The sequence below is a fragment of the Rhizobium sp. Root274 genome (genome assembly GCF_001429245.1).
GTDB lineage: Bacteria > Pseudomonadota > Alphaproteobacteria > Rhizobiales > Rhizobiaceae > Allorhizobium.
In genome coordinates, this window is the sequence record NZ_LMJE01000007.1 from 901602 (window position 1) to 924697 (window position 23096).

A 23096-nucleotide genomic window follows, 5' to 3' on the forward strand; every position below is an offset into this window, starting at 1 on the left:
GAGAATTCCCTGCCATTGGCCGCGACCCACCGGGTCGCGGCTTTTTCATATCCGGCATCCAGCAAACAACCATATGAAAAATCAGGCATTTGCAAGAAACCTGATATTCGCGAACAATTTCGCATGGCCTCTCACCGACCTGTTGCATGTGTATCATATCGATGCGTAAACTGGCGACGAAGGGGGTGACCGCCGATAGCGGATCCGGTGGTGCCCTGCGAACCGAGCAAAGCCAGGCGGACCGATGATCAAGACCCCCCACAAAGCCGACCTTCCCCTTCCCAAACGCGTCGCGTCCGACCCGGCCTCCTTGGCCGCCGAAATCATGGACAAGCTGACCTACAGCATCGGCAAGGACGCGAAAGTCGCAACCCCGCATGACTGGCTGACCGCGACCATCCTCGTGGTCCGCGACCGAATCATCGACACCTGGATGGAATCGACGCGCGCCACCTACATGAACAACGGCAAGCGGGTCTATTACCTGTCGCTGGAGTTCCTGATCGGCCGTCTGCTGCGCGATGCGATGTCCAATCTCGGCCTGATGGACGACATCCGCGAGGCGCTATCCTCGCTGTCCGTCGAATTCGACGTCATTGCCGGCCTCGAACCGGATGCCGCTCTCGGTAATGGTGGCCTCGGCCGGCTTGCCGCCTGTTTCATGGAGAGCATGGCGACCGTCAACATTCCCGCTTACGGCTACGGCATCCGCTACGTGCACGGCCTCTTCCGCCAGCAGATGGCGGAGGGCTGGCAGGTCGAGCTGCCGGAAAGCTGGCTCGCCCATGGCAACCCCTGGGAATTCGAGCGCCGCGAAAGCTCCTACGAAGTCGGCTACGGCGGCACGGTCGAGACGATCGACGCCCCGGATGGCGAACTGCGCTACGTCTGGAAACAGGGCGAACGCGTCATCGCCACCGCCTATGACACGCCGGCCGTCGGCTGGCGCGGCGAGCGCGTGAACACGCTGCGCCTCTGGTCTGCCCAGCCGATCGACCCGATCCTGCTCGACGCCTTCAATGCCGGCGACCACATCGGCGCCCTTCGCGAAAGCAACAAGGCCGAATCTCTGACCCGCGTGCTGTATCCTGCCGACGCCACGCCCGCCGGCCAGGAACTGCGCCTGCGCCAGGAATTCTTCTTCTGTTCGGCCTCACTGCAGGACATCGTGCGCCGCCACCTGCAGCAGGGCAATACGCTCGCCCAGCTGCCGGAAAAGGTCGCGATCCAGCTCAATGACACGCATCCGGCCGTCTCCGTCGCCGAACTGATGCGCCTCCTCGTCGATGTGCATGGGGTCAACTTCGACGACGCCTGGGAGATTTCCTCCAAAACTTTCTCCTACACAAACCACACGCTGCTGCCCGAAGCGCTGGAAAGCTGGCCGGTGCCGCTTTTCGAGCGGCTTCTGCCGCGCCACATGCAGCTGGTCTATGCGATTAACGCCAAGATCCTGCTCGACGCCCGCAAGAACCGCGGCTTCAACGACCAGGAGATCCGCCACATCTCCCTGATCGACGAAAGCGGCGATCGCCGCGTGCGGATGGGTAACCTCGCTTTCATCGGTTCGCACTCGATCAACGGTGTCTCGGCCCTGCACACCGAACTGATGAAGGAGACGGTCTTTGCCGATTTCCACAAGCTCTATCCGACCCGCATCAACAACAAGACCAACGGCATTACGCCCCGCCGCTGGCTGATGCAGTGCAATCCTGATCTCACTAACCTGATCAAGGAAGCGATCGGCGCCGAATTTCTTGATGATGCCGACAAGCTGAAAGCGCTCGATGCCTTTGCCGACGACGCGTCGTTCCAGCAGAAGTTCGCAGCCGTCAAGCGCGCCAACAAGGTGCGTCTGGCAAGCCTGGTTGCCGGCCGCATGGGCATCAGGCTCGATCCGGACGCAATGTTCGACATCCAGATCAAGCGCATCCACGAATACAAGCGCCAGCTTTTGAACATCATCGAGACGGTCGCGCTCTTCGACCAGATCCGCTCCCATCCGGAGCGGGACTGGGTACCGCGCGTCAAGCTGTTCGCCGGCAAGGCAGCCCCGAGCTATCACAACGCCAAGCTGATCATCAAACTCGCCAACGACGTCGCGCGCGTCGTCAACAACGACCCTTCGGTGCGCGGCCTGCTGAAGGTCGTCTTCGTGCCGAACTACAATGTGTCTCTGGCAGAAGTCATGGTGCCGGCTGCCGACCTCTCCGAACAGATTTCTACCGCCGGCATGGAAGCATCCGGAACCGGGAACATGAAGTTCGCGTTGAACGGTGCATTGACCATCGGAACACTCGATGGCGCCAATGTCGAAATGCGCGACCATGTCGGGGAGGAGAACATAGTGATTTTCGGAATGACCGCGGACGAGGTCGGACGTGTGAGGGCCGAGGGACACAATCCTCGCGCCGCCATCGACGCGTCACGCGAATTGCAACAGGCCCTCTCCTCGATCGCCTCGGGCGTCTTCTCACCCGATGACCGCGACCGCTATGCCGGCCTGATGCAGGGCATCTACCAGCACGACTGGTTTATGGTCGCCGCAGACTTCGACGCCTATGCCCAGGCCCAGCGTCAGGTCGACGAGATCTGGGCCGGCAAATCCGGCTGGTATTCCAAGACCATCCGCAACACCGCACGCATGGGCTGGTTCTCATCCGACCGCACCATTCGCCAGTACAATGCGGACATTTGGAGAGCCTGATGGCAAAATCGCCGAAGAAAAACGGTGTCGACCCCAAGCCGGATACACCGTCGGCGGACGAAATCCAGGCAATCATCAACGGCACACACGGTGACCCCTTCGCCTTTCTTGGCCTGCAGGAGCATGACGGCGGATTCGTCGCCCGGTGCTTTATTCCGGGTGCAGAGACGGTCACGGCCCATACCCTGTCGGGTGAGGCGATCGGCGAACTGACACAGCGTCACGACGCAGGCTTCTTTTCCGGCATCGTCAGCGCCACCTCCCTGCAGCCGATCCGCTACCGCGCCACCCGTGGCGACGATGAATGGATGGTCACAGACCCCTACAGCTTCTGGCCGATCCTGGGCCCCATGGATGACTACTTCATCCGGGAAGGCTCGCACCTGCGTCTCTTCGACAAGATGGGTGCGCATCCGATCAAGCATCAGGGCGTCGATGGTTTCCACTTTGCCGTCTGGGCCCCGAACGCGCGCCGGGTCTCTGTGGTCGGTGATTTCAACGACTGGGACGGTCGCCGCCACGTCATGCGGCTTCGCCGCGACACCGGAATCTGGGAGATCTTCGCTCCGGACGTCCGCTCAAGTGCCACCTACAAGTTTGAAATCGTCGGCCCGCATGGCGAACTTCTGCCGCTTAAGGCCGACCCTTACGCGCGCCGCGCCGAGATGCGACCGAAGAACGCCTCGGTGACGACGGGCGAACTGGAACAGGTTTGGGACGACGAGGCCCATCGCAAGCATTGGGCAAGCATCGATCAGCGCCGCCAGCCGGTGTCGATCTACGAGGTCCATGCCGGCTCCTGGCAGCGGCGCGACGACGGCTCGATGCTGACTTGGGACGAGATGGCCGAGCGGCTGATCCCCTACTGCGTCGACATGGGCTTTACCCATATCGAATTCATGCCGATCGCCGAGCACCCTTACGATCCGTCCTGGGGCTATCAGACGACCGGGCTCTACGCGCCGACAGCGCGTTTCGGCGAACCGGAAGGGTTCGCCCGCTTCGTCAATGGCTGCCACAAGGTTGGCCTCGGCGTCATTCTCGATTGGGTCCCGGCCCACTTTCCGACAGACGCGCATGGGCTTCGTCACTTTGACGGGACAGCACTTTACGAACATGCCGACCCGCGTCAGGGTTTCCACCCGGACTGGAACACGGCGATCTACAATTTCGGCCGCTTGGAGGTCCTGTCCTACCTGATCAACAACGCCCTCTACTGGGCGGAGAAGTTCCACATCGACGGCCTGCGCGTCGATGCGGTCGCATCCATGCTCTACCTCGATTATTCCCGCAAGGAAGGCGAGTGGATCCCCAACGAATATGGCGGTCGGGAAAACCTGGAAGCCGTGCGGTTCCTCCAGCAGATGAACCACCATGTCTATGGAAGCCACCCGGGCATCATGACCATCGCCGAGGAAAGCACCTCCTGGCCCAAGGTCTCGCAGCCCGTGCATGAAGGCGGTCTCGGCTTCGGCTTCAAGTGGAACATGGGCTTCATGCATGACACGCTGAGCTATTTCGCCCGTGATCCAATCTACCGGAAACACCATCACAGCGAACTGACCTTCGGCCTGCTCTACGCCTTCTCGGAAAACTTTGTCCTGCCGATTTCTCACGACGAAGTGGTGCATGGCAAAGGCTCGATGATAGCCAAGATGCCCGGCGACGACTGGCAGAAATTTGCCAACTTGCGCGCCTATTACGGCCTGATGTGGGGCCATCCGGGCAAGAAGCTCTTGTTCATGGGTCAGGAATTTGCCCAGTGGGGCGAATGGTCGGAGGAGCGATCGCTGGACTGGAACCTGCTTGCCTATGCGCCGCATGAAGGCATGCGCCGGCTGGTTCGTGACCTGAACTTCACCTACCGCTCGAAGCCGGCGCTGCATGCGCGCGATTGCGAAGGCGAGGGCTTCGAATGGATCATCGGCGACGACCAGGACAATTCCGTCTTTGCCTGGCTTCGCAAGGCACCGGGCGAAAAGCCGATCGCCGTGATCTGCAATCTGACACCGAACTTCCATGAACGCTACGAATTGAGCTTGCCTGCAGCCGGCCGTTGGCGTGAGATACTCAACACCGATGCCGAGATCTATGGCGGCAGCGGCAAGGGAAATGGTGGTCGCGTGGAGGCGCATGCCACGGGAGGTGACTGGGCAAAGGCAGGACTGACACTGCCCCCGCTCGCCGTGATCATGCTGGAATTGGAACAATAAGGGGAGGATGACAATGACGGAAAAGAGAACAAAAAGCCTGTCGCGCGATGCCATGGCCTATGTGTTGGCCGGTGGCCGCGGAAGCCGCCTCAAGGAACTGACGGACCGCCGCGCAAAGCCTGCGGTCTATTTCGGCGGCAAGGCCCGCATCATCGATTTCGCCCTGTCGAACGCGCTCAACTCCGGCATCCGCCGCATCGGGGTCGCAACCCAGTACAAGGCCCACTCGTTGATCCGCCACCTGCAGCTCGGCTGGAACTTCTTCCGCCCCGAGCGCAACGAAAGCTTCGACATCCTGCCCGCCTCTCAGCGCGTCTCCGAGACACAGTGGTATGAAGGCACGGCCGATGCCGTCTACCAGAACGCCGACATCATCGAGTCTTATGCGCCGGAATACATGGTCATTCTCGCCGGTGACCACATCTACAAGATGGACTACGAGCAGATGCTCCAGCAGCATGTCGATTCAGGTGCTGACGTGACCATTGGCTGCCTCGAAGTCCCGCGTATGGAAGCGACCGGCTTCGGCGTCATGCATGTGGATGCCACAGATCGCATCATCGACTTCGTCGAGAAGCCGGCCGATCCGCCGGGCATTCCCGGCAATCCGGATCTGGCGCTGGCCTCGATGGGCATCTATGTCTTCCACACGAAATTCCTGATGGAACTGCTGCGCCGTGACGCCGCCGATCCGGACTCCAGCCGCGACTTCGGCAAGGACATCATTCCCTATGTTGTGAAGAGCGGCAAGGCCGTTGCCCACCGCTTTGCCCAGTCCTGCGTCCGTTCCGACTTCGAGCGCGAGCCCTACTGGCGCGACGTCGGCACGATCGATGCCTATTGGCAGGCCAATATCGACCTGACCGATATCGTTCCGGAACTTGACCTCTACGACAAGACCTGGCCGATCTGGACCTATTCCGAAATCACCCCACCCGCCAAGTTCGTCCATGACGATGAAGGCCGCCGTGGTTCGGCGATCTCTTCGCTCGTCTCGGGCGACTGCATCATCTCCGGCTCCTCGCTCTACAAGAGCCTTCTCTTTACCGGTGTGCGCGCCAATTCCTACTCCCGCCTTGAGGGCGCTGTTGTCCTGCCGAAAGTTCAAGTCGGGCGTCATGCACGCCTTACCAATGTCGTGATCGACCACGGTGTGGTCATCCCCGAAGGTTTGATCGTCGGGGAAGATCCGGAAATGGATGCCAAGCGCTTCCGCCGCAGTGAGAATGGAATTTGCCTGATCACCCAGGCAATGCTCGACAAACTGGGTTAGACATATCCATGAAGGTCCTTTCGGTTGCCTCCGAACTCTACCCGCTGATCAAGACAGGGGGCCTGGCCGACGTGGCCGGCGCCCTGCCCTTGGCGCTCGCTGCCCACGGCGTCGAGACAAAAACCCTGATCCCCGGCTATCCGGCGGTGATGAAGGCGGTGAAGGCGCCGAAGAAGGTCCACGCGTTCGACAACCTGCTGGACGAGCATGCCACCCTGCTCTCGGTGCGCCACGAGGGTCTGGATATCCTGATCCTCGACTGCCCCCAGCTCTACGAGCGCTCCGGCGGTCCCTATCTCGATACCCATGGCCGCGATTATCCCGATAACTGGAAGCGTTTTGCAGTTCTCTCCAAGGCTGGCGCCGAGATCGCGGCCGGCGCACTCCCCGACTTCAAGCCGGACCTCGTGCATGTGCACGACTGGCAGAGCGCTCTGGTGCCGGTCTATATGCGCTATGCCGAGACGCCTGAGGTGCCGAGCCTCATCACCATCCACAACATCGCCTTCCAGGGCCAGTTCGCCGGCTCGCTCTTTCCCTATCTCGAATTGCCCGACCACGCCTTTTACGAGGCGCTCGAATATTATGGCACGCTAAGCTACCTGAAGAGCGGCATCATCACCGCGCACGCCGTTTCGACCGTCAGCCCATCCTATGCGGATGAAATCCTGACGCCCGAATTCGGCATGGGCCTCGAAGGCTTGATCGCAAGCCGCAGCCCCGATCTCTATGGCATCGTCAACGGCATCGACGCCGATGTCTGGAACCCGGCATCCGACACACTCTTGCCTTCGGGCTATTCCGCCGCAAACCTGAAGAAACGCGCCGGCAACCGCGCCGCCCTCGTCGAACGCTTCGGTCTCGACACCGGCGATGGCCCGATCTTTGCCGTGGTCTCGCGCCTCACCTGGCAGAAGGGGCTCGACCTGCTGCCCGAGGTTCTGGACGAGATGCTTGCGGGAGGCGGCAAGCTCGCCATTCTCGGCTCAGGTGACAGCGACATCGAAGCCGCGCTTCAGGGCGCTGCCGCCCACAACCGCGGCCGGGTTGGCATGGTCCTCGGCTATGACGAGAAACTGTCGCACCTGATGCAGGCGGGCGCCGATGTTATCCTCGTGCCCTCCCGCTTCGAGCCCTGTGGTCTCACCCAGCTTTACGCCCTGCGCTACGGCTGCATTCCGCTCGTTGCCCGGACCGGCGGTCTGGCCGATACCATCGTCGACGCCAACGAGGCCGCCTTGGCTGCAGGCGTTGCGACCGGCGTACAATTCGCGCCGGTGACGGCAGACGCGCTCCGCCGCGCCATCCGTCGCACACTGCGCCTCTACAGTGACCAGCGTCTCTGGTCGCAGATGCAGAAGCAGGGCATGAAGTCCGACGTCTCCTGGAACAGGAGTGCTATTTCCTATGTTGAACTCTACCAACGCCTCGTCTCGAAAGGCCAGTAATCGATGATCTCGACCGTCTCCACCAAGCCCTATGCCGACCAGAAGCCCGGCACCTCGGGACTGCGCAAGAAGGTTCCGGTCTTCCAGCAGGAAAACTACGCCGAGAACTTCATCCAGGCGATCTTCGACAGCCTTGAGGGCTTCCAGGGGCAGACCCTGGTGATCGGCGGAGACGGCCGCTTCTACAACCGCGAAGTCATCCAGAAGGCGCTGAAGATGGCCGCCGCCAACGGCTTCGGCAAGGTCTTGGTCGGCAAGGGCGGCATCCTGTCCACGCCGGCAGCCTCGCATGTTATCCGCAAATATCAGGCCTTCGGCGGCATCGTTCTGTCGGCCAGCCACAATCCCGGCGGCCCGACCGAAGACTTCGGCATCAAGTACAATATCGGCAATGGCGGCCCCGCCCCGGAAAAGATCACCGATGCGATCTTCGCCCGCACCAAGGTCATCGACAGCTACAAGATCGCAGACGTCGCTGACATCGATCTCGACACCATCGGCAGCTTTGATCTCTCCGGCATGACCATCGAAGTGATCGACCCGGTCACCGACTATGCCGACCTGATGGAAACGCTTTTCGACTTCCCCGCCATCCGCGCGCTCATCGCAGGCGGCTTCCGCGTGGTGATCGATTCGATGAGCGCCGTCACAGGCCCCTATGCCGTCGAAATCCTCGAAAAGCGCTTGGGGGCGCCCGCAGGCTCCGTGCGCAACGAAATCCCCCTGCCCGACTTCGGCCACCATCACCCGGACCCGAACCTCGTCCATGCCAAGACCCTCTACGACGATGTCATGAGCGCCGACGGCCCGGACTTTGGCGCCGCCTCCGACGGCGACGGCGACCGCAACATGGTCGTCGGCAAGGGCATGTTCGTCACCCCCTCCGACAGCCTCGCGATGATCGCCGCCAATGCCACCTGCGCGCCCGGCTACAAAAACGGCATCGCCGGCATCGCCCGCTCCATGCCGACCAGTGCCGCCGCCGACCGCGTCGCCGAAAAGCTCGGCATCGGCATGTATGAGACCCCGACCGGCTGGAAATTCTTCGGCAACCTGATGGATGCCGGCAAGGTCACCGTCTGCGGTGAAGAAAGCTTCGGCACCGGCTCGGACCATGTGCGCGAAAAGGACGGCCTCTGGGCGGTGCTCTTCTGGCTCAACATCGTTGCTGCCCGCAAGCAGAGCGTGAAGCAGATCGTGGAAAGCCACTGGGCCGAATACGGCCGCAACTACTATTCGCGTCACGACTACGAAGGCGTTGACACGGACAATGCCAACGCGCTTGTCACCGCTCTGCGCACCAAGCTACACAGCCTGCCCGGCACCAAGATCAACGGCCTCACCGTCAACGCTGCCGATGACTTCGCCTATCACGACCCGATCGACCACTCCGTCTCGAAGAACCAGGGCATCCGCATCCTCTTCGAAGGCGGCAGCCGCATCGTCTTCCGCCTCTCCGGCACCGGCACCTCGGGCGCGACGCTGCGCCTCTATGTCGAGCGCTACGAGCCCGACGCCAGCCGTCATGGGATCGAGACACAGGAAGCGCTCGCCGACCTGATCGCGGCGGCGGAGGAAGTCGCGGAGATCGAGCGCTACACGGGTATGAGCGAGCCGACGGTCATTACGTGATCTCACAGAGGCCTGCCTCATGCATCGAAACCCCGGCGTCATCGACACCGGGTTTTTTTTGTCTGCCACCTGACTCCGATTGACTCCCACCTCATATCCAATATTCTGGATATGTGGATGAAAAATCGACGATCGCGGCACTCGCCGCTTTGGCCCAACCAACCCGCCTGCAGACCTTTCGGCTGCTGGTGGCGCATGAACCCGATGGTGTGCCCGCCGGCGAGCTCGCCCGCCTGATCGGCGTGCCGCAGAACACCATGTCGGCGCATCTGTCGACACTGTCGCAAGCCGGCCTGGTGACCGGCGAGCGTCAGAGCCGCTCGATTGTCTACCGTGCCGATCTCGATCGCTTCCGCGCCGTTGCTCTTTACCTGCTCAAGGATTGCTGCGGCGGCAATGCCAGCCTCTGCCAGCCGCTGATCGATGATCTCGCCCGCTGCAGCCCGGCGGCCAAAACGGGGCTGCAGCAATGACCGATCTGTCACGGCGCCTCAGCGCCGAAGCACTCGGCACCGCCCTCCTCGTGGCCACCGTCGTCGGCTCCGGCATCATGGCCGACCGCCTCTCCGACGATGTCGCGATCTCCCTTCTCGGCAACACGATCCCGACCGGCGCCATCCTCTTCGTGCTGATCACCATTTTGGGGCCGATCTCGGGTGCCCATTTCAACCCGGCCGTGACCCTCGTCTTTGCCCTGCGCAAGGAACTGGAGGCCTCCTCCGTGCTGCCTTACATGCTTGCCCAGATCCTCGGCGGCATCGCCGGCACGCTGATTGCCCATGCCATGTTCGACCTTTCGATCTTTCAGGTCTCGGAGACGGTTCGAACGGGATCGGCGCAGTGGACGGCGGAAGCGGTAGCAACCTTCGGCCTGCTCCTGACCATTCTCGGCGGCTTGCGCTTCAAGGCAGACGCCATTCCGATGCTGGTCGGTCTCTACATCACGGCCGCCTACTGGTCCACTGCATCCACCTCCTTCGCCAATCCGGCAGTCGCCATCGCCCGCAGCCTGACCAACACCTTTGCTGGCATTCGGCCCGCCGACCTCCCCGGATTCATCCTCGCCCAGCTGGCCGGCGCCCTCATCGCGGCGGCTCTCGCCGCTTGGCTCTTCACCGAGAGCCGCAATCAAATCTCTCCGATCGTCCCCGAAGCAACGGAACGTCCATGACCGTTACCATCTATCACAACCCGGCCTGTGGCACCTCGCGCAACACGCTGGAAATCATCCGCCATGCCGGCATCGAGCCCATCGTCATCGAGTACCTGAAGACACCGCCGAGCAAGCCCGAACTGGCAAAGATGATCGCCGATGCCGGCCTTTCGGTTCGCCAAGCGATCCGCGAAAAAGGCACGCCCTATGAGGACCTCGGCCTGGCCAACCCCGCCCTCTCGGATGACCAGTTGCTCGACGCGATGATCGCGACGCCGATCCTGATCAACCGTCCGCTCGTCGTCACCGAGATCGGCACCCGCCTTTGCCGGCCTTCCGACCTGGTGCTCGACATCCTGCCGTCTGATGGCTTCACCTCTGCCTTCGTCAAGGAAGACGGCGAGGCCGTGCTCGATGCGGAGGGCAACCGAATTGTCTGATGTGACTATCGACCTCCCCGCCGCCGACCTCGACCACCTGCGCCTGCCGGATCTTGACGCCCTGCGCCGCCCCTTCTCGGCCCACAAGCCACGCATCCTGATCCTTTACGGCTCAGTCCGGCAGGTCTCCTACAGTCGCCTGCTGGCGATGGAGGCCAAGCGCCTGCTCGAACATTTCAGCGCCGAAGTGAAGGTCTTCGATCCCTCCGGCCTGCCCTTGCCCGACGATGCCCCGGTGAGCCACCCCAAGGTGCAGGAACTGCGTGAGCTTTCGGAGTGGTCAGAAGGTCAGGTCTGGGTCAGCCCCGAGCGTCACGGCACATTGACCGGCATCATGAAGGCGCAGATCGACTGGATACCGCTCTCGATCGGCGCCATCCGCCCGACCCAGGGCAAGACACTCGCCGTCATGCAGGTCTCAGGCGGTTCGCAGTCGTTCAACGCGGTCAATGCCATGCGCCTGCTCGGCCGCTGGATGCGCATGATCACCATCCCGAACCAGTCCTCCGTCGCCAAGGCATATCAGGAGTTCGACGGCGAAGGCCGGATGAAGCCCTCCTCCTATTACGAGCGCGTCGTCGATGTCTGCGAGGAACTGGTAAAGTTTACCCTCCTTACACGCGACATCTCCGGCTACCTCACCGATCGCTACAGCGAACGCAAGGAAGCGGCCGTTAAGGGTGTGAACCTGAAGGCGATGTAAGCGCAACCGCTCTGGTCGGCAGCCGTCCGCCTGCTATTGTTCCCTGAGGCGAGAGAATCAACCCGACCGCGAGGCGAGACATGACGGAAACGATGCTCGGAGCGATCCTCGGCAAGACCGGAGCCGATTTCCGCCTCTGGTCGCACCATGCACGTCTCGTCGAGCTCTGCCTCTTCGACGAACGCGGTGAGACCGAACTCGCCCGTCTATCGATGACGCGCGGCGAAGGCGATGTGCACCATGTCTTCGCCTCGGGCATCAAGGAAGGCGCCCGCTACGGCTTTCGCATCCAGGGCCCTTATAATCCTTCCGAGGGCCATTGGCACGATCCATCCAAGCTCCTCGTCGATCCCTATGCCACCGAACTCGACCGGCCCTTCGTCTATGATGTCAGGCTTGGCCAATTCGGCACCGACACCGCCGACCTGATGCCGAAGACGATCCTCAAGGCCCACAAGCCGCTCAAACCCATGATGCCGCTCGGCGACCGCGCCGGCTTTATCTACGAGGTCAATGTCAAGGCGTTGACCATGCTGCATCCGGATGTGCCGGAAGCGCAGCGCGGCACGCTCGCCGCACTTGCCCACCCCGCCATCTTGGCCCACCTGCGCCGCATCGGCGTCGACATGGTCGAACTGATGCCGATAACCGCCTGGATCGACGAACGCCACCTGCCTCCACTCGGCCTCACCAACAGCTGGGGCTACAATCCTGTGGCGATGATGGCGCTCGATCCGCGCCTTGTGCCCGGCGGGGTGAAGGAACTGCGTGACACGGTCGCAGCGCTCCACGCCGAAGGCATCGGCGTCATCCTCGACCTCGTCTTCAACCATTCCGGCGAAAGCGATGTCTTGGGCACCACGCTTTCCATGCGCGGCATCGACAACCGATCCCTCTTCCGTCATGTGGCGGATGATCCCGGCACTCTGGTCAACGACACTGGCTGCGGCAACACGCTGGCCTGCGATCATCCTTTCGTGCGGCAACTGATCGTCGACACACTCCGCCACTTTGTGCTCGCAGCCGGTGTCGATGGTTTCCGCTTCGACCTCGCCCCGATCATGGGCCGCCACTGGGACGGCTTCCATCAGGATGCGCCGACGCTGAAGGCCATCCTCGAAGACGAGGTGCTGGAAGACCGCATCCTGATTGCCGAACCCTGGGACATCGGCCCTGGTGGTTACCAGCTCGGCCGCTTCCCACCCGCCTTTCTCGAATGGAACGACCGCGCCCGCGACACCTTCCGCCGCCACTGGCGCGGCGATGCCGGGACGACGGGGGATCTTGCAACCGCGCTTGCCGGCTCTGCCGATCTCTTCGCCTATGACGGCCACGGCCAGACCCGCAGCGTCAACTTCATCGCCGCCCATGACGGCTTCTCGCTCTACGACCTCGTCTCCTTCGAGCACAAACATAACGAGGCGAATGGCGAGCAAAACCGCGACGGCCACAACGAGAACCATTCCTGGAACAACGGCGTCGAGGGTGAAACATTCGACAAGGCGATCGTGAAGAAGCGCCGACAGGATGTCGAAGCGCTACTCTCGACCCTTTTCGCCAGCCGCGGCGCGATCATGCTGACAGCAGGCGACGAGTTCGGCCGCACACAACATGGCAACAACAATGCCTATTGCCAGGACAATGCCCTCACCTGGCTCGACTGGTCGAAAGCGGATGAGGAACTCATCGAGACTACCGCCCGCCTTGCCGCCATGCGACAGCGTTTCTCCTGTTTCATGGATACGAGTGTGCTGACCGGCGACGGCGATGTCAGCTGGCTCAACACCGGCGGCCTGCCCATGACGGTCGCCGACTGGGAAACGCCCGACCTCGGCGCCTTTGCCATGGTGGTCGCTGCCATCGATCGCGAGACAGGCAAGGACTGCCGCGTCGCCGTGCTGATCAACCGCTCAGCGGAACCGGCGGATTTCCTGTTGCCGGCTGTAGAAAAGCGCAAATGGCGCCGTATGGAGACTGGACGAAGTGCTGCCAAGGCCAATGTGAAGCCCCGGACGGTGGATTTCTGGGTCGAGAGCTAGAATTCTCGCCGATCTGTGACCAGACCCTATTCCGCCTGACACCAAGCGGCTGTAGCTTGCGGGAATTATTGAAGGATTGGGTTCTTTTCATGCCGCAAGAGATTTCGCTCAAGGACGTGCAGGGCCTCATTGGTACCGTGGTTGGGGTTTCCGACTGGATCACCGTCGACCAACCGATGATCGACGCCTTTGCCGGCGCCACCATGGACCATCAGTTCATCCACACCGATCCGGTGCGCGCTGCTGCCGAGACGCCCTTCGGCGGGACCATTGCCCATGGGTTCCTGACGCTCTCGCTGCTTTCGGCGATGAACTACAACTGCCTGCCGAAGATCATCGAGCAGACCATGGGTATCAATTACGGGTTCGAGAAAGTCCGCTTCATGTCGCCGGTGAAGACCGGCAAGCGCATTCGCGGCTCGTTCAAGCTCGCCGAAGCCCGCTTTCGCGGCGCCGGCATGCTGATGAACACCTATGAGGTGACGGTCGAGATAGAGGACGAACGCAAGCCGGCGCTGACTGCCGACTGGATCACCATCTCGCAGTTCGATCCGAAGGACCGGCCGGAAGGCGTCTGACACGAAAGGCGCTTTAGACCATGACCGACGACCGCAGCGAACTGATCCGCCAGAGTTTCCTCCGCCAAGCCAAGGCCTGCGCCGATCTCGGCTCGCCTTTCACCGCGCGGCTGTGCACACTGGCGGCCGAACGGCTGACCGATAGGACGCCCGTCGGTGCAACGGTCCTCGCTTGGCCGGGCAACCCTGACGGCACCGGCGATGCGCTGGCGCTGCGGCTTGCAGGCACGCTGCATGCTCTGGTCAGATCCGGCCAGGATCCCGCACTCGCGGAAACCTATCCGCCGCATGCAGTCGATGACGACACACTCTGGTCCGCTGTCGAGGCCGCCCTGCGGCGCGACGCGGCCTTCATTCTCGACCGCCTGAAATCCGCCCCGCAGACCAACGAGGTGCGCCGCTCATCAGCACTCCTTCCAGGCTTCCTGACAATTGCGGCACTGACCGGAAAGCCGCTGATCCTCTCGGAAGTCGGCGCGAGCGCCGGGCTGAACCTGCAATGGGACCGCTACAGCTACCAACTCGGGGAGTTCCGTTGGGGCAATGCATCGCCGGTGACCCTCGCCCCGCATTGGCGCGGCCCACAGCCACCCGAGGCTGAAATCAAGGTCACCGAACGGGCCGGCTGCGACCTGAACCCGCTCGACCCATCGTCAGAAGATGACCGCCTGCGGCTCTTCTCCTATATCTGGGCCGACCAGCAGGACCGCCTCGACCGCACGGCAGCAGCGCTAGAAATCGCGACCGAAAGCGGCCTGAAAGTGGAAAAAGCCGACGCCATCGACTGGTTGCACAAGCGTCTGGCAACGCCGCGTCCCGGCGTGGCGCATGTCATCTACCACACCATCGCCTGGCAATATCTGCCACCCGCGTTGAAAGCCGAGGGTGAAGCACTGATCGCAGGAGCCGGCAGTCGTGCGACGGAAGCCGCACCGCTCGCTCGCCTGCAGCTGGAGGCGGACGGCAAACCGGAAGGAGCGGCACTCCTGCTCACGCTTTGGCCGACGGGCGAGACCCGTGAGATTGGCCGGGCGGATTTTCATGGGCGGTGGGTGAAGTGGGTTGGGTGGGAAGGTTCAGCTGCTTGAGTTGAGCAGAGCGGTATAGTTCCGCCGTCCGTAGAAGATGTTGGTGATCACGACGTCGCCAGCATCAACGAGATAGAGCACAACCGCACTAAGCTCGAACGGAACCATGCGTAGACCCGGCGCCAAGTCCTCCCTAGAAACTCCGCCATAAGGAGCGTCACCTATCCGCTCATAGCGCGAGCGGATGCGTCCAACATATCGCCTCGCAGTCTCTGACGACTGACTTAACGACAGTACAAATCCGAAAATCTCTCGTAGGTCGTTCAGGGCCTCTGGGCGGAAGCGAACCTTAGCGCGCCGCGCGTCCCGACACCGGTCGCGGTTCGGCCATCATCTCGTCAAGCGCAGCATCGACCTCTTCAATGCTGAGGCTCGGACGAGGATCATCGATCGAGCGGCGCACCCGCAGACGGATGGCTTCAAGCTGTTCAGCGTGCTCATCCGTTTCTCTATGCCAGGCCTCGATCGCGGCAAGCACAGCCTCATCCGCAGACGCAAAACCGCCGATCTCAACAAGGTCGTCCACGGCCTTCAGAGTCTCATTTCCCAAGGATTTCATCGTATTTGACCTCCTTGCTCTGGTGTGTCCGTTCGCACCATACCATGAGGACCACACCGCAGCGAAAGCAGCACCCGAACGCGAAAAGGCCGGGTCACCCCGGCCTCCTCAAATCCGGTGAAACACCCCGCCCCTCAGAGCGAGGCATCTTCCGCGCCCTCGGCGAGCATGCCGAACGCATACTCCGCGAACGACCGCCAGCATTCGATCCGGAACGTCTCTTCTTCGACGCGGTAGAGGATGATCTCGATCTTGCCGAACACCGAGCGGGTGACAGCACCAACCGGAAAAGCAGCCAGCGACAGGTCAAGCGGGGAGGCGCTGTTGATCGTACCGGCGGCAGCAGGTCCCGAGACGATGATCGCCGTGTTGCGGTGAGAGATATCGGTCGCCGAATGGAGGACGCCGGACGCGGCGCAATCGGCCATCAGGTCGCTGCCCGTCTCGTCGATCAACAGCCACTCATCCGGCCCCAGCCAGAAGGCAGTCCTGCCCTTGGTGGCGGCGGATGTCTTCGGCTTCGTCGGAAGCTTGACGCCGAGCGACTTGGAGAGCCCCGCCACGGCATCGGCTCCGGCCCGAAGCGAAACGCGGCTGGCGGGAAGCGCCGGCGTGAGGCGCACCTTGGCGCTGCCGCCGTGGAAGCCGGCGATAACGGTCTTGCGCTCTGCAACAGACATATCAGCCATGGATACGGCCTCCTTCCTTGTCAACGAACACCATGTCGGTGACTTCCACCGCGATGGTCTTGTCCTTCATCGGCACATAAAGCGTCTCGCCCATACGGCCGCGTCCACCTGATACCATGGCGATCGCAATCGAGCGGCCGAGGTTTTCCGACCAGTAGGACGAGGTCACGTGACCGAGCATGGTCATCGGCTTGGGCTGGTTCGGGTTGGCGACGATCTGCGCGCCCTCTTCCAGCACTTCGTTCGGATCCTTGGTGAAGATGCCGACGAGCTGCTTGCGGCCTTCCTTGACGAGGTCAGGCCGCTTCATTCCGCGAATGCCGACAAAGTCGGTCTTCTTCTTCGATACCGCCCAGGAAAGGCCGGCATCGTCAGCCGTCAGCGTGCCGTCGGTGTCCTGGCCGACGATGATGTAACCCTTTTCAGCGCGCAGCACGTGCATTGTCTCCGTGCCATAAAGGCAAGCACCAAGTGATTGCGCGCGCTCCCAGATCTGCCGGAAAACATCGGCGCCGAAATCGGCGGGCACGTTGACTTCGAAGCCGAGCTCGCCGGTGAACGACACGCGGAAGAGCCGCGTCGGCACGCCGCAGAACTTGCCTTCGGCCACGCTCATATGCGGGAAGGCCTCGTTCGAGATGTCGATGCCCTCGACGAACGGTGCGATGATGTCGCGCGCCTTCGGACCCTGGACGGCAATGACCGCCCATTGTTCGGTGGTCGAGGTCAGCCAGACCTTCAGATGCGGGAATTCCGTCTGCAGATAGTCTTCCATGTGGTTCATGACACGCGGCGCACCGCCCGTCGTGGTGGTCACGTGGAAGCGGTCCTCGGCCAGACGCCCGACGACGCCATCGTCATAGATGAAGCCGTCTTCGCGGGTCATGATGCCGTAACGCGCCTTGCCTGGCTTCAGCGTGTCCCAGGCATTGGTGTACATCAGGTTCAGGAACTCCGCTGCATCTGGGCCGACCACTTCGATCTTGCCGAGCGTCGAGGCGTTGAACACACCGGCGGCCTCGCGCACGGTCTTGCATTCGCGATTGACGGCAGCATGCATGTCTTCGCCGCCCTTCGGATAATACCAGGCGCGCTTCCAGTTGCCGACGTCTTCATAGACGGCGCCCTGGGAGACTTCATAGGCATGCATCGGCGTCTTGCGCGTCGGATCAAACAGCGCATCGCGCGAATGGTTGATCAGCGTGCCGAAGGTGACAGGCGTATAGGGCGCGCGGAAGGTGGTGAGACCGACCTGCGGGATTTCCTTGCCCAGCACTTCTGCCGCGATGGCGAGACCATGCATGTTGGAGAGCTTGCCCTGGTCGGAGGCCATGCCGTTGGTCGTGAAGCGCTTGATATGCTCGATCGAATGCATGCCTTCGCGCACGGCCAGCCTGATATCCTTGGCGCAGACATCATGCTGGAAGTCGACGAAGGCCTTGACGTTGTCCTCACGGCCAGCGCCTTCGGCGGCACCGATCATGCCACCGGTCCAGGCATGCGCATTGGCACCCGACAACGGGATGGCGGGCGTTTCGGTTGCGCCCGCAGCCTTTGCCGAGGAGAGACCGGCAGCCGTTGCCTCATCAAGCAGCGCCTGCAGGTCGTCGGTGCCGTTGCAGCCACCAACGGAAACGCAATCCTGAACATAAACATCCGGCAGGAAACGGTCATTGGCGGCATCATATTTCAGCTTGCCGCGCGACTGCGAGAACATGTGAACCGACGGCGTCCAGCCGGCAGACATCAGCAGCGCATCGACCTCGATCTTGCGGGTGGCGCCACCGCCATTGCGGCGAACGGTGATCGAGCGGACCCGCAGACGACCAGCCGTGTCGACCACGCCATGGCCGGTCAGCACCTCGATGTCCAATGCACGCGCCTGGGCAAGCACGCCCTCGCCCGGCTTTTCGCGCGCATCAACGATGACGGGGACAGAAACGCCCGCCTTCTTCAGATCGATCGCCGCTTCATAGGCCGAGTCATGCGCCGTATAGACGCCGACCTTGGCACCGACAGCGACGCCGAAATGGTTGAGATAAGTGCGGCCCGCCGCCGCCAGCATGATGCCGGGACGGTCGTTGTTGGCGAACACCATATGACGCTCGATCGCACCGCTGGCGATGATCACGCGCTTCGCACGCACCTGCCACAGCCGCTCCCGCGGCTGGTTCTTCGAGGGCTTGGCGATATGGTCGGTGACCCGTTCGACGAGCGCCACGTAATTGTGGTTGTGATAGCCGAAGGCGGTCGTGCGCGACAGCACGGTGACGTTGGCCATGCCCTTGAGCTTGGCGACGGTGGCCTGCGCCCAGTCCCAGCCGCTCTGGCCGTCGACGGTCGCACCGGTGTCGAAGTGGAAGGCACCGCCCATTTCCGGCTGCTCGTCGACGATCATCACGCGCACGCCCGTCTGGGCGGCGGCAAGCGCCGAGGCGAGACCGGCGGCACCGCCACCGATCACCAGCACGTCGCAATGGGCATAGCGGTTGGCATAATGATCCGGATCCGCTTCCTTCGGCGCATGGCCGAGGCCGGCGGCGCGACGAATGAAGGGCTCATAGATCTGGTGCCAGGCAGCCTTCGGCCACATGAAGGTCTTGTAGTAGAAGCCGGCGGCGAAGAAGGGCGAGAGCAGGTTGTTGACCTCGCCGATGTCAAGCGAAAGCGATGGCCAGCGGTTCTGCGTCTCGATCTTCATCCCGTCGAAGACTTCCTGCACGGTCGCCCGCACATTCGGCTGGCGGCGGGCAGCGTCACGCGAGACGTCGAGCAGCGCGTTCGGCTCTTCCGGGCCTGCGGTCAGGATGCCGCGCGGGCGGTGATACTTGAACGAGCGGCCGGCGAGATGCATGCCGTTGGCGATCATGGCAGACGCAACGGTATCGCCTTCGTAGGCGGTCAAGGTGCGGCCATCGATGGTGAACCGGGCAGTCAGCGCCGGCGTCAGGCGGCCTTTGCCGGGGATACGGTTGGCAGCGCTCATGCCTTCTCTCCCTTGGTGACGGTTGCGGACTGAAGCGTCGCGGGATCGGGCATGGGTTCACCGGCCTTGTAGGTCAGCAGGATCTTGTCGGAGATCGTGTCGCGGGCCGCATTGAAGAAACGCCCGCAGCCATGGATATGGCGCCAGCGCTCGAAGATGATGCCCTTCGGGTTGTCGCGCAGGAAGAAGTAGTCCGCGAACTCTTCGTCCGTGATCGAGGCGATGTTTTCCGGGCGCGCGATATGCGCTTCACCGGCGGCGCGAAACTCGAGCTCTGCACGCTCTTCTTCGCAATAGGGGCATTTGATGACCAGCATGTTGATCGATCCCTGATATCAGTGCGCAACGGCAGCGGCGGCTGCCTCGTCAATGAGGCGGCCGGTGCGGAACCGGTCGAGCGTCAGGCCCTGGGCCAGCCGGTGCGGCTCGCCCTTGGCGATGAGATGAGCAAAGAGGTTTGCCGAACCCGGCGTCGCCTTGAACCCGCCCGTCCCCCAGCCGGCATTGACGAAGAGGTTCGGAACCGGCGTGACACTCTGGATCGGCGAACGGTCAGCCGTGTTGTCGGTGATCCCGCCCCACTGGCGCATCATCTTCACCCGACGGAACATCGGGAAGAGCTCGCAGATCGCATCAAGCGTATGCGTGATGATCTGCATGCCGCCGGTCTGGCTATAGGAATTGTACTGGTCGGTGCCGGCCCCGATGACCAGTTCGCCCTTGTCGGACTGCGAGATATAGGCATGCACGGTGTTGGACATGACGACGCAGGGGAAGATCGGCTTCAGCGGCTCGGACACGAGCGCCTGCAGCGGCGTCGAGTGAACCGGAAGACGAACGCCCGCCATGCCCATGACGACGGAGGAATGGCCGGCAGCGGACACGCCGATCTTCTTCGCACCGATAAAGCCCTTGGTCGTGTCGACGCCGGTCACTTCACCATTCGGGCCACGGCGGATGCCGGTCACTTCGCAATTCTGGATGATGTGCACGCCGCGATCCGACGCCGCACGGGCAAAGCCCCAGGCGACCGCATCGTGACGAGCCGTGCCGCCACGACGCTGCAGCGCTGCACCATTGATCGGGTAACGGGCATTCTTCGAGATATCGAGCGGCGGGCAAAACGCCTTGGCCTGCTCCGGGGTCAGCCACTCATTGTCGATGCCGTAGAGATTGTTGGCATTCACATGGCGCTTGAACGACTGCTGGTCATGCACATTGTGCGACAGCATCATCACGCCGCGCGGCGAATACATGACATTGTAGTTGAGATCCTGGCTGAGGCCTTCCCAGAGCTTCAGCGAATGCTCGTAAATGTCCATGCTCTCTTCATAGAGATAGTTGGACCGGATGATCGTCGTGTTTCGGCCGGTATTGCCACCGCCAAGCCAGCCTTTTTCAATCACCGCCACATTGGTGATGCCGTGTTCCTTGGCCAGGTAATAAGCCGCACCGAGACCATGGCCGCCGGCGCCGATGATGATCACGTCATAGGACTGCCGCGGCTCGGGAGAGACCCACTGAGCCTCCCATCCCTTGTGGGCACGCATGGCCTCACGGACAACGGCAAAGACCGAATATTTGCGCATTCGCCTTAAACTCCTGTGGTTCAGGCACTGGGGTAGATGGATACTCCTCGCAAATCAAGTTGCGCCATGACGTCCGTTTTGCGACGCAATGCCACCCGTCTTTCGACACGCCCTCTCGCCCCACTCCCGACACGAATTTTATCGGCTACAGGGCTTGCGCCATATGGACTTTTGGGGGTGGATCTGCTAATTCGCAGCCCAATCGCCGGACTCAATTGGCCGCGCGAAACTTTTTGCTGTTTCCGTTTGTGTGGCGTTCACCGGCGGAAGTCCACAACTCGAAAACCAAAGGAACGGGATACACGTGCAGGTACTAGTCCGCGACAACAACGTTGACCAGGCGCTCCGCGCTCTCAAGAAGAAGCTGCAGCGCGAAGGCGTCTTCCGCGAAATGAAGATGCACGACTTCTTCGAAAAGCCGTCTGAAAAGCGCGCACGCGAAAAGGCCGAGGCTGTTCGTCGCGTCCGCAAGCTGGCGCGCAAGAAGATGCAGCGCGAAGGCCTGCTGCCGGCTGCGCGCGGTCGCTGATCGGCCCCGTTTTAGACGTTTTCCTGTGAGATGAGGGCGGGGGCGAAACGAATCGCCGCCGCTCTTTTGATATCCAACACGAACTATCGCTGTCACCGGGCCTTCAATGGCGCTGGCAGCGGCCGGATGATGCGCTCCATGATGAACAGCCCCGTGCTCCCGACCGCCTTCAACGCCATCAGCAGCAAACGCCTGATCACAGCGACCGCCCTTCTCGGCGTGCTTGCTCTGGCCGGTTGCGCAACGACGACCGAAACGACGGACGTGATCCGTATCGACCGAGCCCAGGGCTCGGAAGAAAACATTGCCTCGCTTTCGGCCGTCATTCAGTCCAATCCGCGCGATCCTGAAGGCTACAATGTGCGCGGCTCGGCCTATGGTCGTGCCGGTCAGTTCCGCCAGGCGCTGGACGATTTCAACACCGCCCTGCAGATCAACCCGCAATTCTACCAGGCCTATGCCAACCGCGCGCTCGTCTACCGCAACATGGGCAAGCCGGTCGAAGCGGCCGCGGACTACAACGCGGCGCTGAAGATCAACCCGAACTACGATGTCGCCTATATTGGTCGTGGTAACATCTATCGCCAGGCAGGCCGGGTCGACGAGGCCTTTGGCGACTTCAACCGCGCCATCCAGCTCAACACCACCGATGGCCGCGCCTATCACAACCGCGGCCTGATCTACCAGTTGCGCGGCCAGCACGATAAGGCAATCGACGACTTCTCCAAGGCGATCTCGCTCTCGTCGAGCGCACCGGAACCGTATAACGGCCGCGGCGTCTCCTATATCGCCCTCAACGACGACGAAAACGCTTTCGCCGACTTCAACCACGCGATCGAGCTCAACGACAAGCTCGCCGAGAGCTGGGCCAACCAGGCGCTGGTCTACGAGCGTCGCGGTGACAAGGCCCGTGCGGCCAAGTCTTATTCGCACGCCCTCCAGCTCGACCCGAAATATCTGCCGGCCAAGCAGGGTCTCGACCGGACGCGCGGCGGCGCCTGATCACTCACCATCGCAACAGATCGACAAACGGCGGGGAAACCCGCCGTTTTTTGTGCCTGATCCGGAGAGGAACAACCAAGCGCGGAACGAAAAAGGGCGACCCACATGATGGATCGCCCTTGATATGCAAACCTGCCAGATAGCAGGTCTTGATGATGGCTCAACGCAGCAGGAAGACGCCAGCGACGCTCAGCACGATCCAGATGAAGGTGCCGCCGAGGAAGCCTGCACCACCAAAGAAGCCGGCAGCCATGGCCAGCATCAGCGCGACGATGATGGCGGTGCCGTATTTTGCGCCGGCGATGAAAAGATCATAGGTCTTGTCGTGTTCCCGGTAGTCCATCGAAGCACCGATTTCGACAGGACCAGAATGCTCTTCGCTCATTTTCGATCTCCCAGTTCAATCGCGGGCCGCACCGGCGGAGAATCTCATCCTGCGCCGCAAACGGTGAATTTTCGTCTTTTTCC

At 62.0% G+C, this 23096-nt stretch carries 20 protein-coding genes and 1 pseudogene; 14 read left to right on the forward strand and 7 right to left on the reverse strand.

The window, feature by feature from the left end:
* Positions 1 to 244: 244 nt before the first annotated feature.
* The 12 genes from ASE36_RS13295 (at position 245) to ASE36_RS13350 (ending at position 15274) form a co-directional block, all read left to right on the forward strand.
* Positions 245 to 2707 (forward strand): glycogen/starch/alpha-glucan phosphorylase, encoded by a 2463-nt coding sequence (locus tag ASE36_RS13295; protein ID WP_062280130.1) that lies wholly within the window; start codon positions 245 to 247, stop codon positions 2705 to 2707.
* A complete protein-coding gene (gene glgB / locus ASE36_RS13300) occupies positions 2707 to 4920 on the forward strand; it encodes a 1,4-alpha-glucan branching protein GlgB (protein ID WP_062280133.1) in 2214 nt (737 codons plus the stop codon). The genes ASE36_RS13295 and glgB overlap by 1 nt, the downstream gene beginning before the upstream one ends.
* 13 nt (positions 4921 to 4933) lie before the next feature.
* On the forward strand, positions 4934 to 6193 hold the full coding sequence (gene glgC / locus ASE36_RS13305; RefSeq protein ID WP_062280137.1) for a glucose-1-phosphate adenylyltransferase: 1260 nt from the start codon (positions 4934 to 4936) through the stop codon (positions 6191 to 6193).
* 8 nt (positions 6194 to 6201) lie between these two features.
* Positions 6202 to 7641, forward strand: a complete 1440-nt coding sequence (gene glgA, locus ASE36_RS13310; RefSeq protein WP_062280141.1) for a glycogen synthase GlgA — start codon at positions 6202 to 6204, stop codon at positions 7639 to 7641.
* Between the two features lie 3 nt (positions 7642 to 7644).
* The gene (locus ASE36_RS13315; RefSeq protein ID WP_062280146.1) at positions 7645 to 9273 is read left to right on the forward strand and encodes an alpha-D-glucose phosphate-specific phosphoglucomutase; all 1629 of its coding nucleotides are present in this window, start codon (positions 7645 to 7647) and stop codon (positions 9271 to 9273) included.
* A gap of 113 nt (positions 9274 to 9386) precedes the next feature.
* Positions 9387 to 9746, forward strand: a complete 360-nt coding sequence (locus ASE36_RS13320) for an ArsR/SmtB family transcription factor (protein ID WP_062280149.1) — start codon at positions 9387 to 9389, stop codon at positions 9744 to 9746.
* Complete coding sequence (locus ASE36_RS13325) at positions 9743 to 10444, forward strand: aquaporin (RefSeq protein ID WP_062280152.1); 702 nt, start codon at positions 9743 to 9745, stop codon at positions 10442 to 10444. The genes ASE36_RS13320 and ASE36_RS13325 overlap by 4 nt, the downstream gene beginning before the upstream one ends.
* Entirely contained in the window at positions 10441 to 10866 is a 426-nt protein-coding gene (gene arsC, locus ASE36_RS13330; RefSeq protein ID WP_062280154.1) for an arsenate reductase (glutaredoxin), read from the forward strand. The genes ASE36_RS13325 and arsC overlap by 4 nt, the downstream gene beginning before the upstream one ends.
* On the forward strand, positions 10841 to 11569 hold the full coding sequence (gene arsH, locus ASE36_RS13335) for an arsenical resistance protein ArsH (protein ID WP_062280157.1): 729 nt from the start codon (positions 10841 to 10843) through the stop codon (positions 11567 to 11569). The genes arsC and arsH overlap by 26 nt, the downstream gene beginning before the upstream one ends.
* A gap of 80 nt (positions 11570 to 11649) precedes the next feature.
* Positions 11650 to 13608, forward strand: coding sequence for a glycogen debranching protein GlgX (glgX, locus tag ASE36_RS13340; protein ID WP_062280160.1), 1959 nt, complete (start codon positions 11650 to 11652; stop codon positions 13606 to 13608).
* Between the two features lie 89 nt (positions 13609 to 13697).
* Positions 13698 to 14186 (forward strand): MaoC family dehydratase, encoded by a 489-nt coding sequence (locus ASE36_RS13345; protein ID WP_062280163.1) that lies wholly within the window; start codon positions 13698 to 13700, stop codon positions 14184 to 14186.
* 20 nt (positions 14187 to 14206) lie between these two features.
* Positions 14207 to 15274, forward strand: coding sequence for a DUF2332 domain-containing protein (locus ASE36_RS13350; RefSeq protein ID WP_062280166.1), 1068 nt, complete (start codon positions 14207 to 14209; stop codon positions 15272 to 15274).
* Here ASE36_RS13350 and ASE36_RS13355 read toward each other — a convergent pair.
* The 6 genes and pseudogenes from ASE36_RS13355 to ASE36_RS13380 all read right to left on the reverse strand — a co-directional run.
* Positions 15263 to 15550 (reverse strand): annotated as a pseudogene (locus ASE36_RS13355) (type II toxin-antitoxin system RelE/ParE family toxin); the annotation flags it as partial. The gene ASE36_RS13350 and the pseudogene ASE36_RS13355 sit on opposite strands and share 12 nt — an antisense overlap.
* Positions 15551 to 15563: 13 nt before the next feature.
* Positions 15564 to 15833 carry a type II toxin-antitoxin system ParD family antitoxin gene (locus ASE36_RS13360; RefSeq protein WP_062280172.1) on the reverse strand — a complete coding sequence of 90 codons (270 nt, stop codon included), beginning with the start codon at positions 15831 to 15833 and terminating at the stop codon, positions 15564 to 15566.
* 134 nt (positions 15834 to 15967) lie between these two features.
* On the reverse strand, positions 15968 to 16522 hold the full coding sequence (locus tag ASE36_RS13365; protein ID WP_062280176.1) for a sarcosine oxidase subunit gamma: 555 nt from the start codon (positions 16520 to 16522) through the stop codon (positions 15968 to 15970).
* Complete coding sequence (locus ASE36_RS13370; protein ID WP_062280179.1) at positions 16515 to 19508, reverse strand: sarcosine oxidase subunit alpha; 2994 nt, start codon at positions 19506 to 19508, stop codon at positions 16515 to 16517. Before ASE36_RS13370 ends, ASE36_RS13365 begins: the two co-directional genes overlap by 8 nt.
* A complete protein-coding gene (locus tag ASE36_RS13375; protein ID WP_062280182.1) occupies positions 19505 to 19825 on the reverse strand; it encodes a sarcosine oxidase subunit delta in 321 nt (106 codons plus the stop codon). Before ASE36_RS13375 ends, ASE36_RS13370 begins: the two co-directional genes overlap by 4 nt.
* Before the next feature lie 18 nt (positions 19826 to 19843).
* Entirely contained in the window at positions 19844 to 21097 is a 1254-nt protein-coding gene (locus tag ASE36_RS13380) for a sarcosine oxidase subunit beta family protein (RefSeq protein WP_062280185.1), read from the reverse strand.
* 304 nt (positions 21098 to 21401) lie between these two features.
* Between ASE36_RS13380 and rpsU the strand changes: the two genes are divergently transcribed.
* Together rpsU and ASE36_RS13390 are read left to right on the forward strand one after the other, a co-directional pair.
* Positions 21402 to 21626 carry a 30S ribosomal protein S21 gene (rpsU, locus tag ASE36_RS13385; RefSeq protein ID WP_062280187.1) on the forward strand — a complete coding sequence of 75 codons (225 nt, stop codon included), beginning with the start codon at positions 21402 to 21404 and terminating at the stop codon, positions 21624 to 21626.
* 153 nt (positions 21627 to 21779) lie between these two features.
* Positions 21780 to 22628, forward strand: coding sequence for a tetratricopeptide repeat protein (locus ASE36_RS13390; RefSeq protein WP_413813662.1), 849 nt, complete (start codon positions 21780 to 21782; stop codon positions 22626 to 22628).
* A gap of 160 nt (positions 22629 to 22788) precedes the next feature.
* Here the strand turns inward: ASE36_RS13390 and ASE36_RS13395 are convergent, their stop codons facing one another.
* The gene (locus tag ASE36_RS13395) at positions 22789 to 23013 is read right to left on the reverse strand and encodes an aa3-type cytochrome c oxidase subunit IV (protein ID WP_062280190.1); all 225 of its coding nucleotides are present in this window, start codon (positions 23011 to 23013) and stop codon (positions 22789 to 22791) included.
* Between the last annotated feature and the right edge of the window lie 83 nt (positions 23014 to 23096).

Bases quoted from the DNA above. Each gene is read 5' to 3' on its own strand.
- ASE36_RS13295 (WP_062280130.1), top strand. From the start codon at position 245: ATGATCAAGACCCCCCACAAAGCCGACCTTCCCCTTCCCAAACGCGTC.
- glgB (WP_062280133.1), top strand. From the start codon at position 2,707: ATGGCAAAATCGCCGAAGAAAAACGGTGTCGACCCCAAGCCGGATACA.
- glgC (WP_062280137.1), top strand. From the start codon at position 4,934: ATGACGGAAAAGAGAACAAAAAGCCTGTCGCGCGATGCCATGGCCTAT.
- glgA (WP_062280141.1), top strand. From the start codon at position 6,202: ATGAAGGTCCTTTCGGTTGCCTCCGAACTCTACCCGCTGATCAAGACA.
- ASE36_RS13315 (WP_062280146.1), top strand. From the start codon at position 7,645: ATGATCTCGACCGTCTCCACCAAGCCCTATGCCGACCAGAAGCCCGGC.
- ASE36_RS13325 (WP_062280152.1), top strand. From the start codon at position 9,743: ATGACCGATCTGTCACGGCGCCTCAGCGCCGAAGCACTCGGCACCGCC.
- arsC (WP_062280154.1), top strand. From the start codon at position 10,441: ATGACCGTTACCATCTATCACAACCCGGCCTGTGGCACCTCGCGCAAC.
- arsH (WP_062280157.1), top strand. From the start codon at position 10,841: ATGCGGAGGGCAACCGAATTGTCTGATGTGACTATCGACCTCCCCGCC.
- glgX (WP_062280160.1), top strand. From the start codon at position 11,650: ATGACGGAAACGATGCTCGGAGCGATCCTCGGCAAGACCGGAGCCGAT.
- ASE36_RS13345 (WP_062280163.1), top strand. From the start codon at position 13,698: ATGCCGCAAGAGATTTCGCTCAAGGACGTGCAGGGCCTCATTGGTACC.
- ASE36_RS13350 (WP_062280166.1), top strand. From the start codon at position 14,207: ATGACCGACGACCGCAGCGAACTGATCCGCCAGAGTTTCCTCCGCCAA.
- ASE36_RS13360 (WP_062280172.1), bottom strand. From the start codon at position 15,833: ATGAAATCCTTGGGAAATGAGACTCTGAAGGCCGTGGACGACCTTGTT.
- ASE36_RS13365 (WP_062280176.1), bottom strand. From the start codon at position 16,522: ATGGCTGATATGTCTGTTGCAGAGCGCAAGACCGTTATCGCCGGCTTC.
- ASE36_RS13370 (WP_062280179.1), bottom strand. From the start codon at position 19,508: ATGAGCGCTGCCAACCGTATCCCCGGCAAAGGCCGCCTGACGCCGGCG.
- ASE36_RS13375 (WP_062280182.1), bottom strand. From the start codon at position 19,825: ATGCTGGTCATCAAATGCCCCTATTGCGAAGAAGAGCGTGCAGAGCTC.
- ASE36_RS13380 (WP_062280185.1), bottom strand. From the start codon at position 21,097: ATGCGCAAATATTCGGTCTTTGCCGTTGTCCGTGAGGCCATGCGTGCC.
- ASE36_RS13395 (WP_062280190.1), bottom strand. From the start codon at position 23,013: ATGAGCGAAGAGCATTCTGGTCCTGTCGAAATCGGTGCTTCGATGGAC.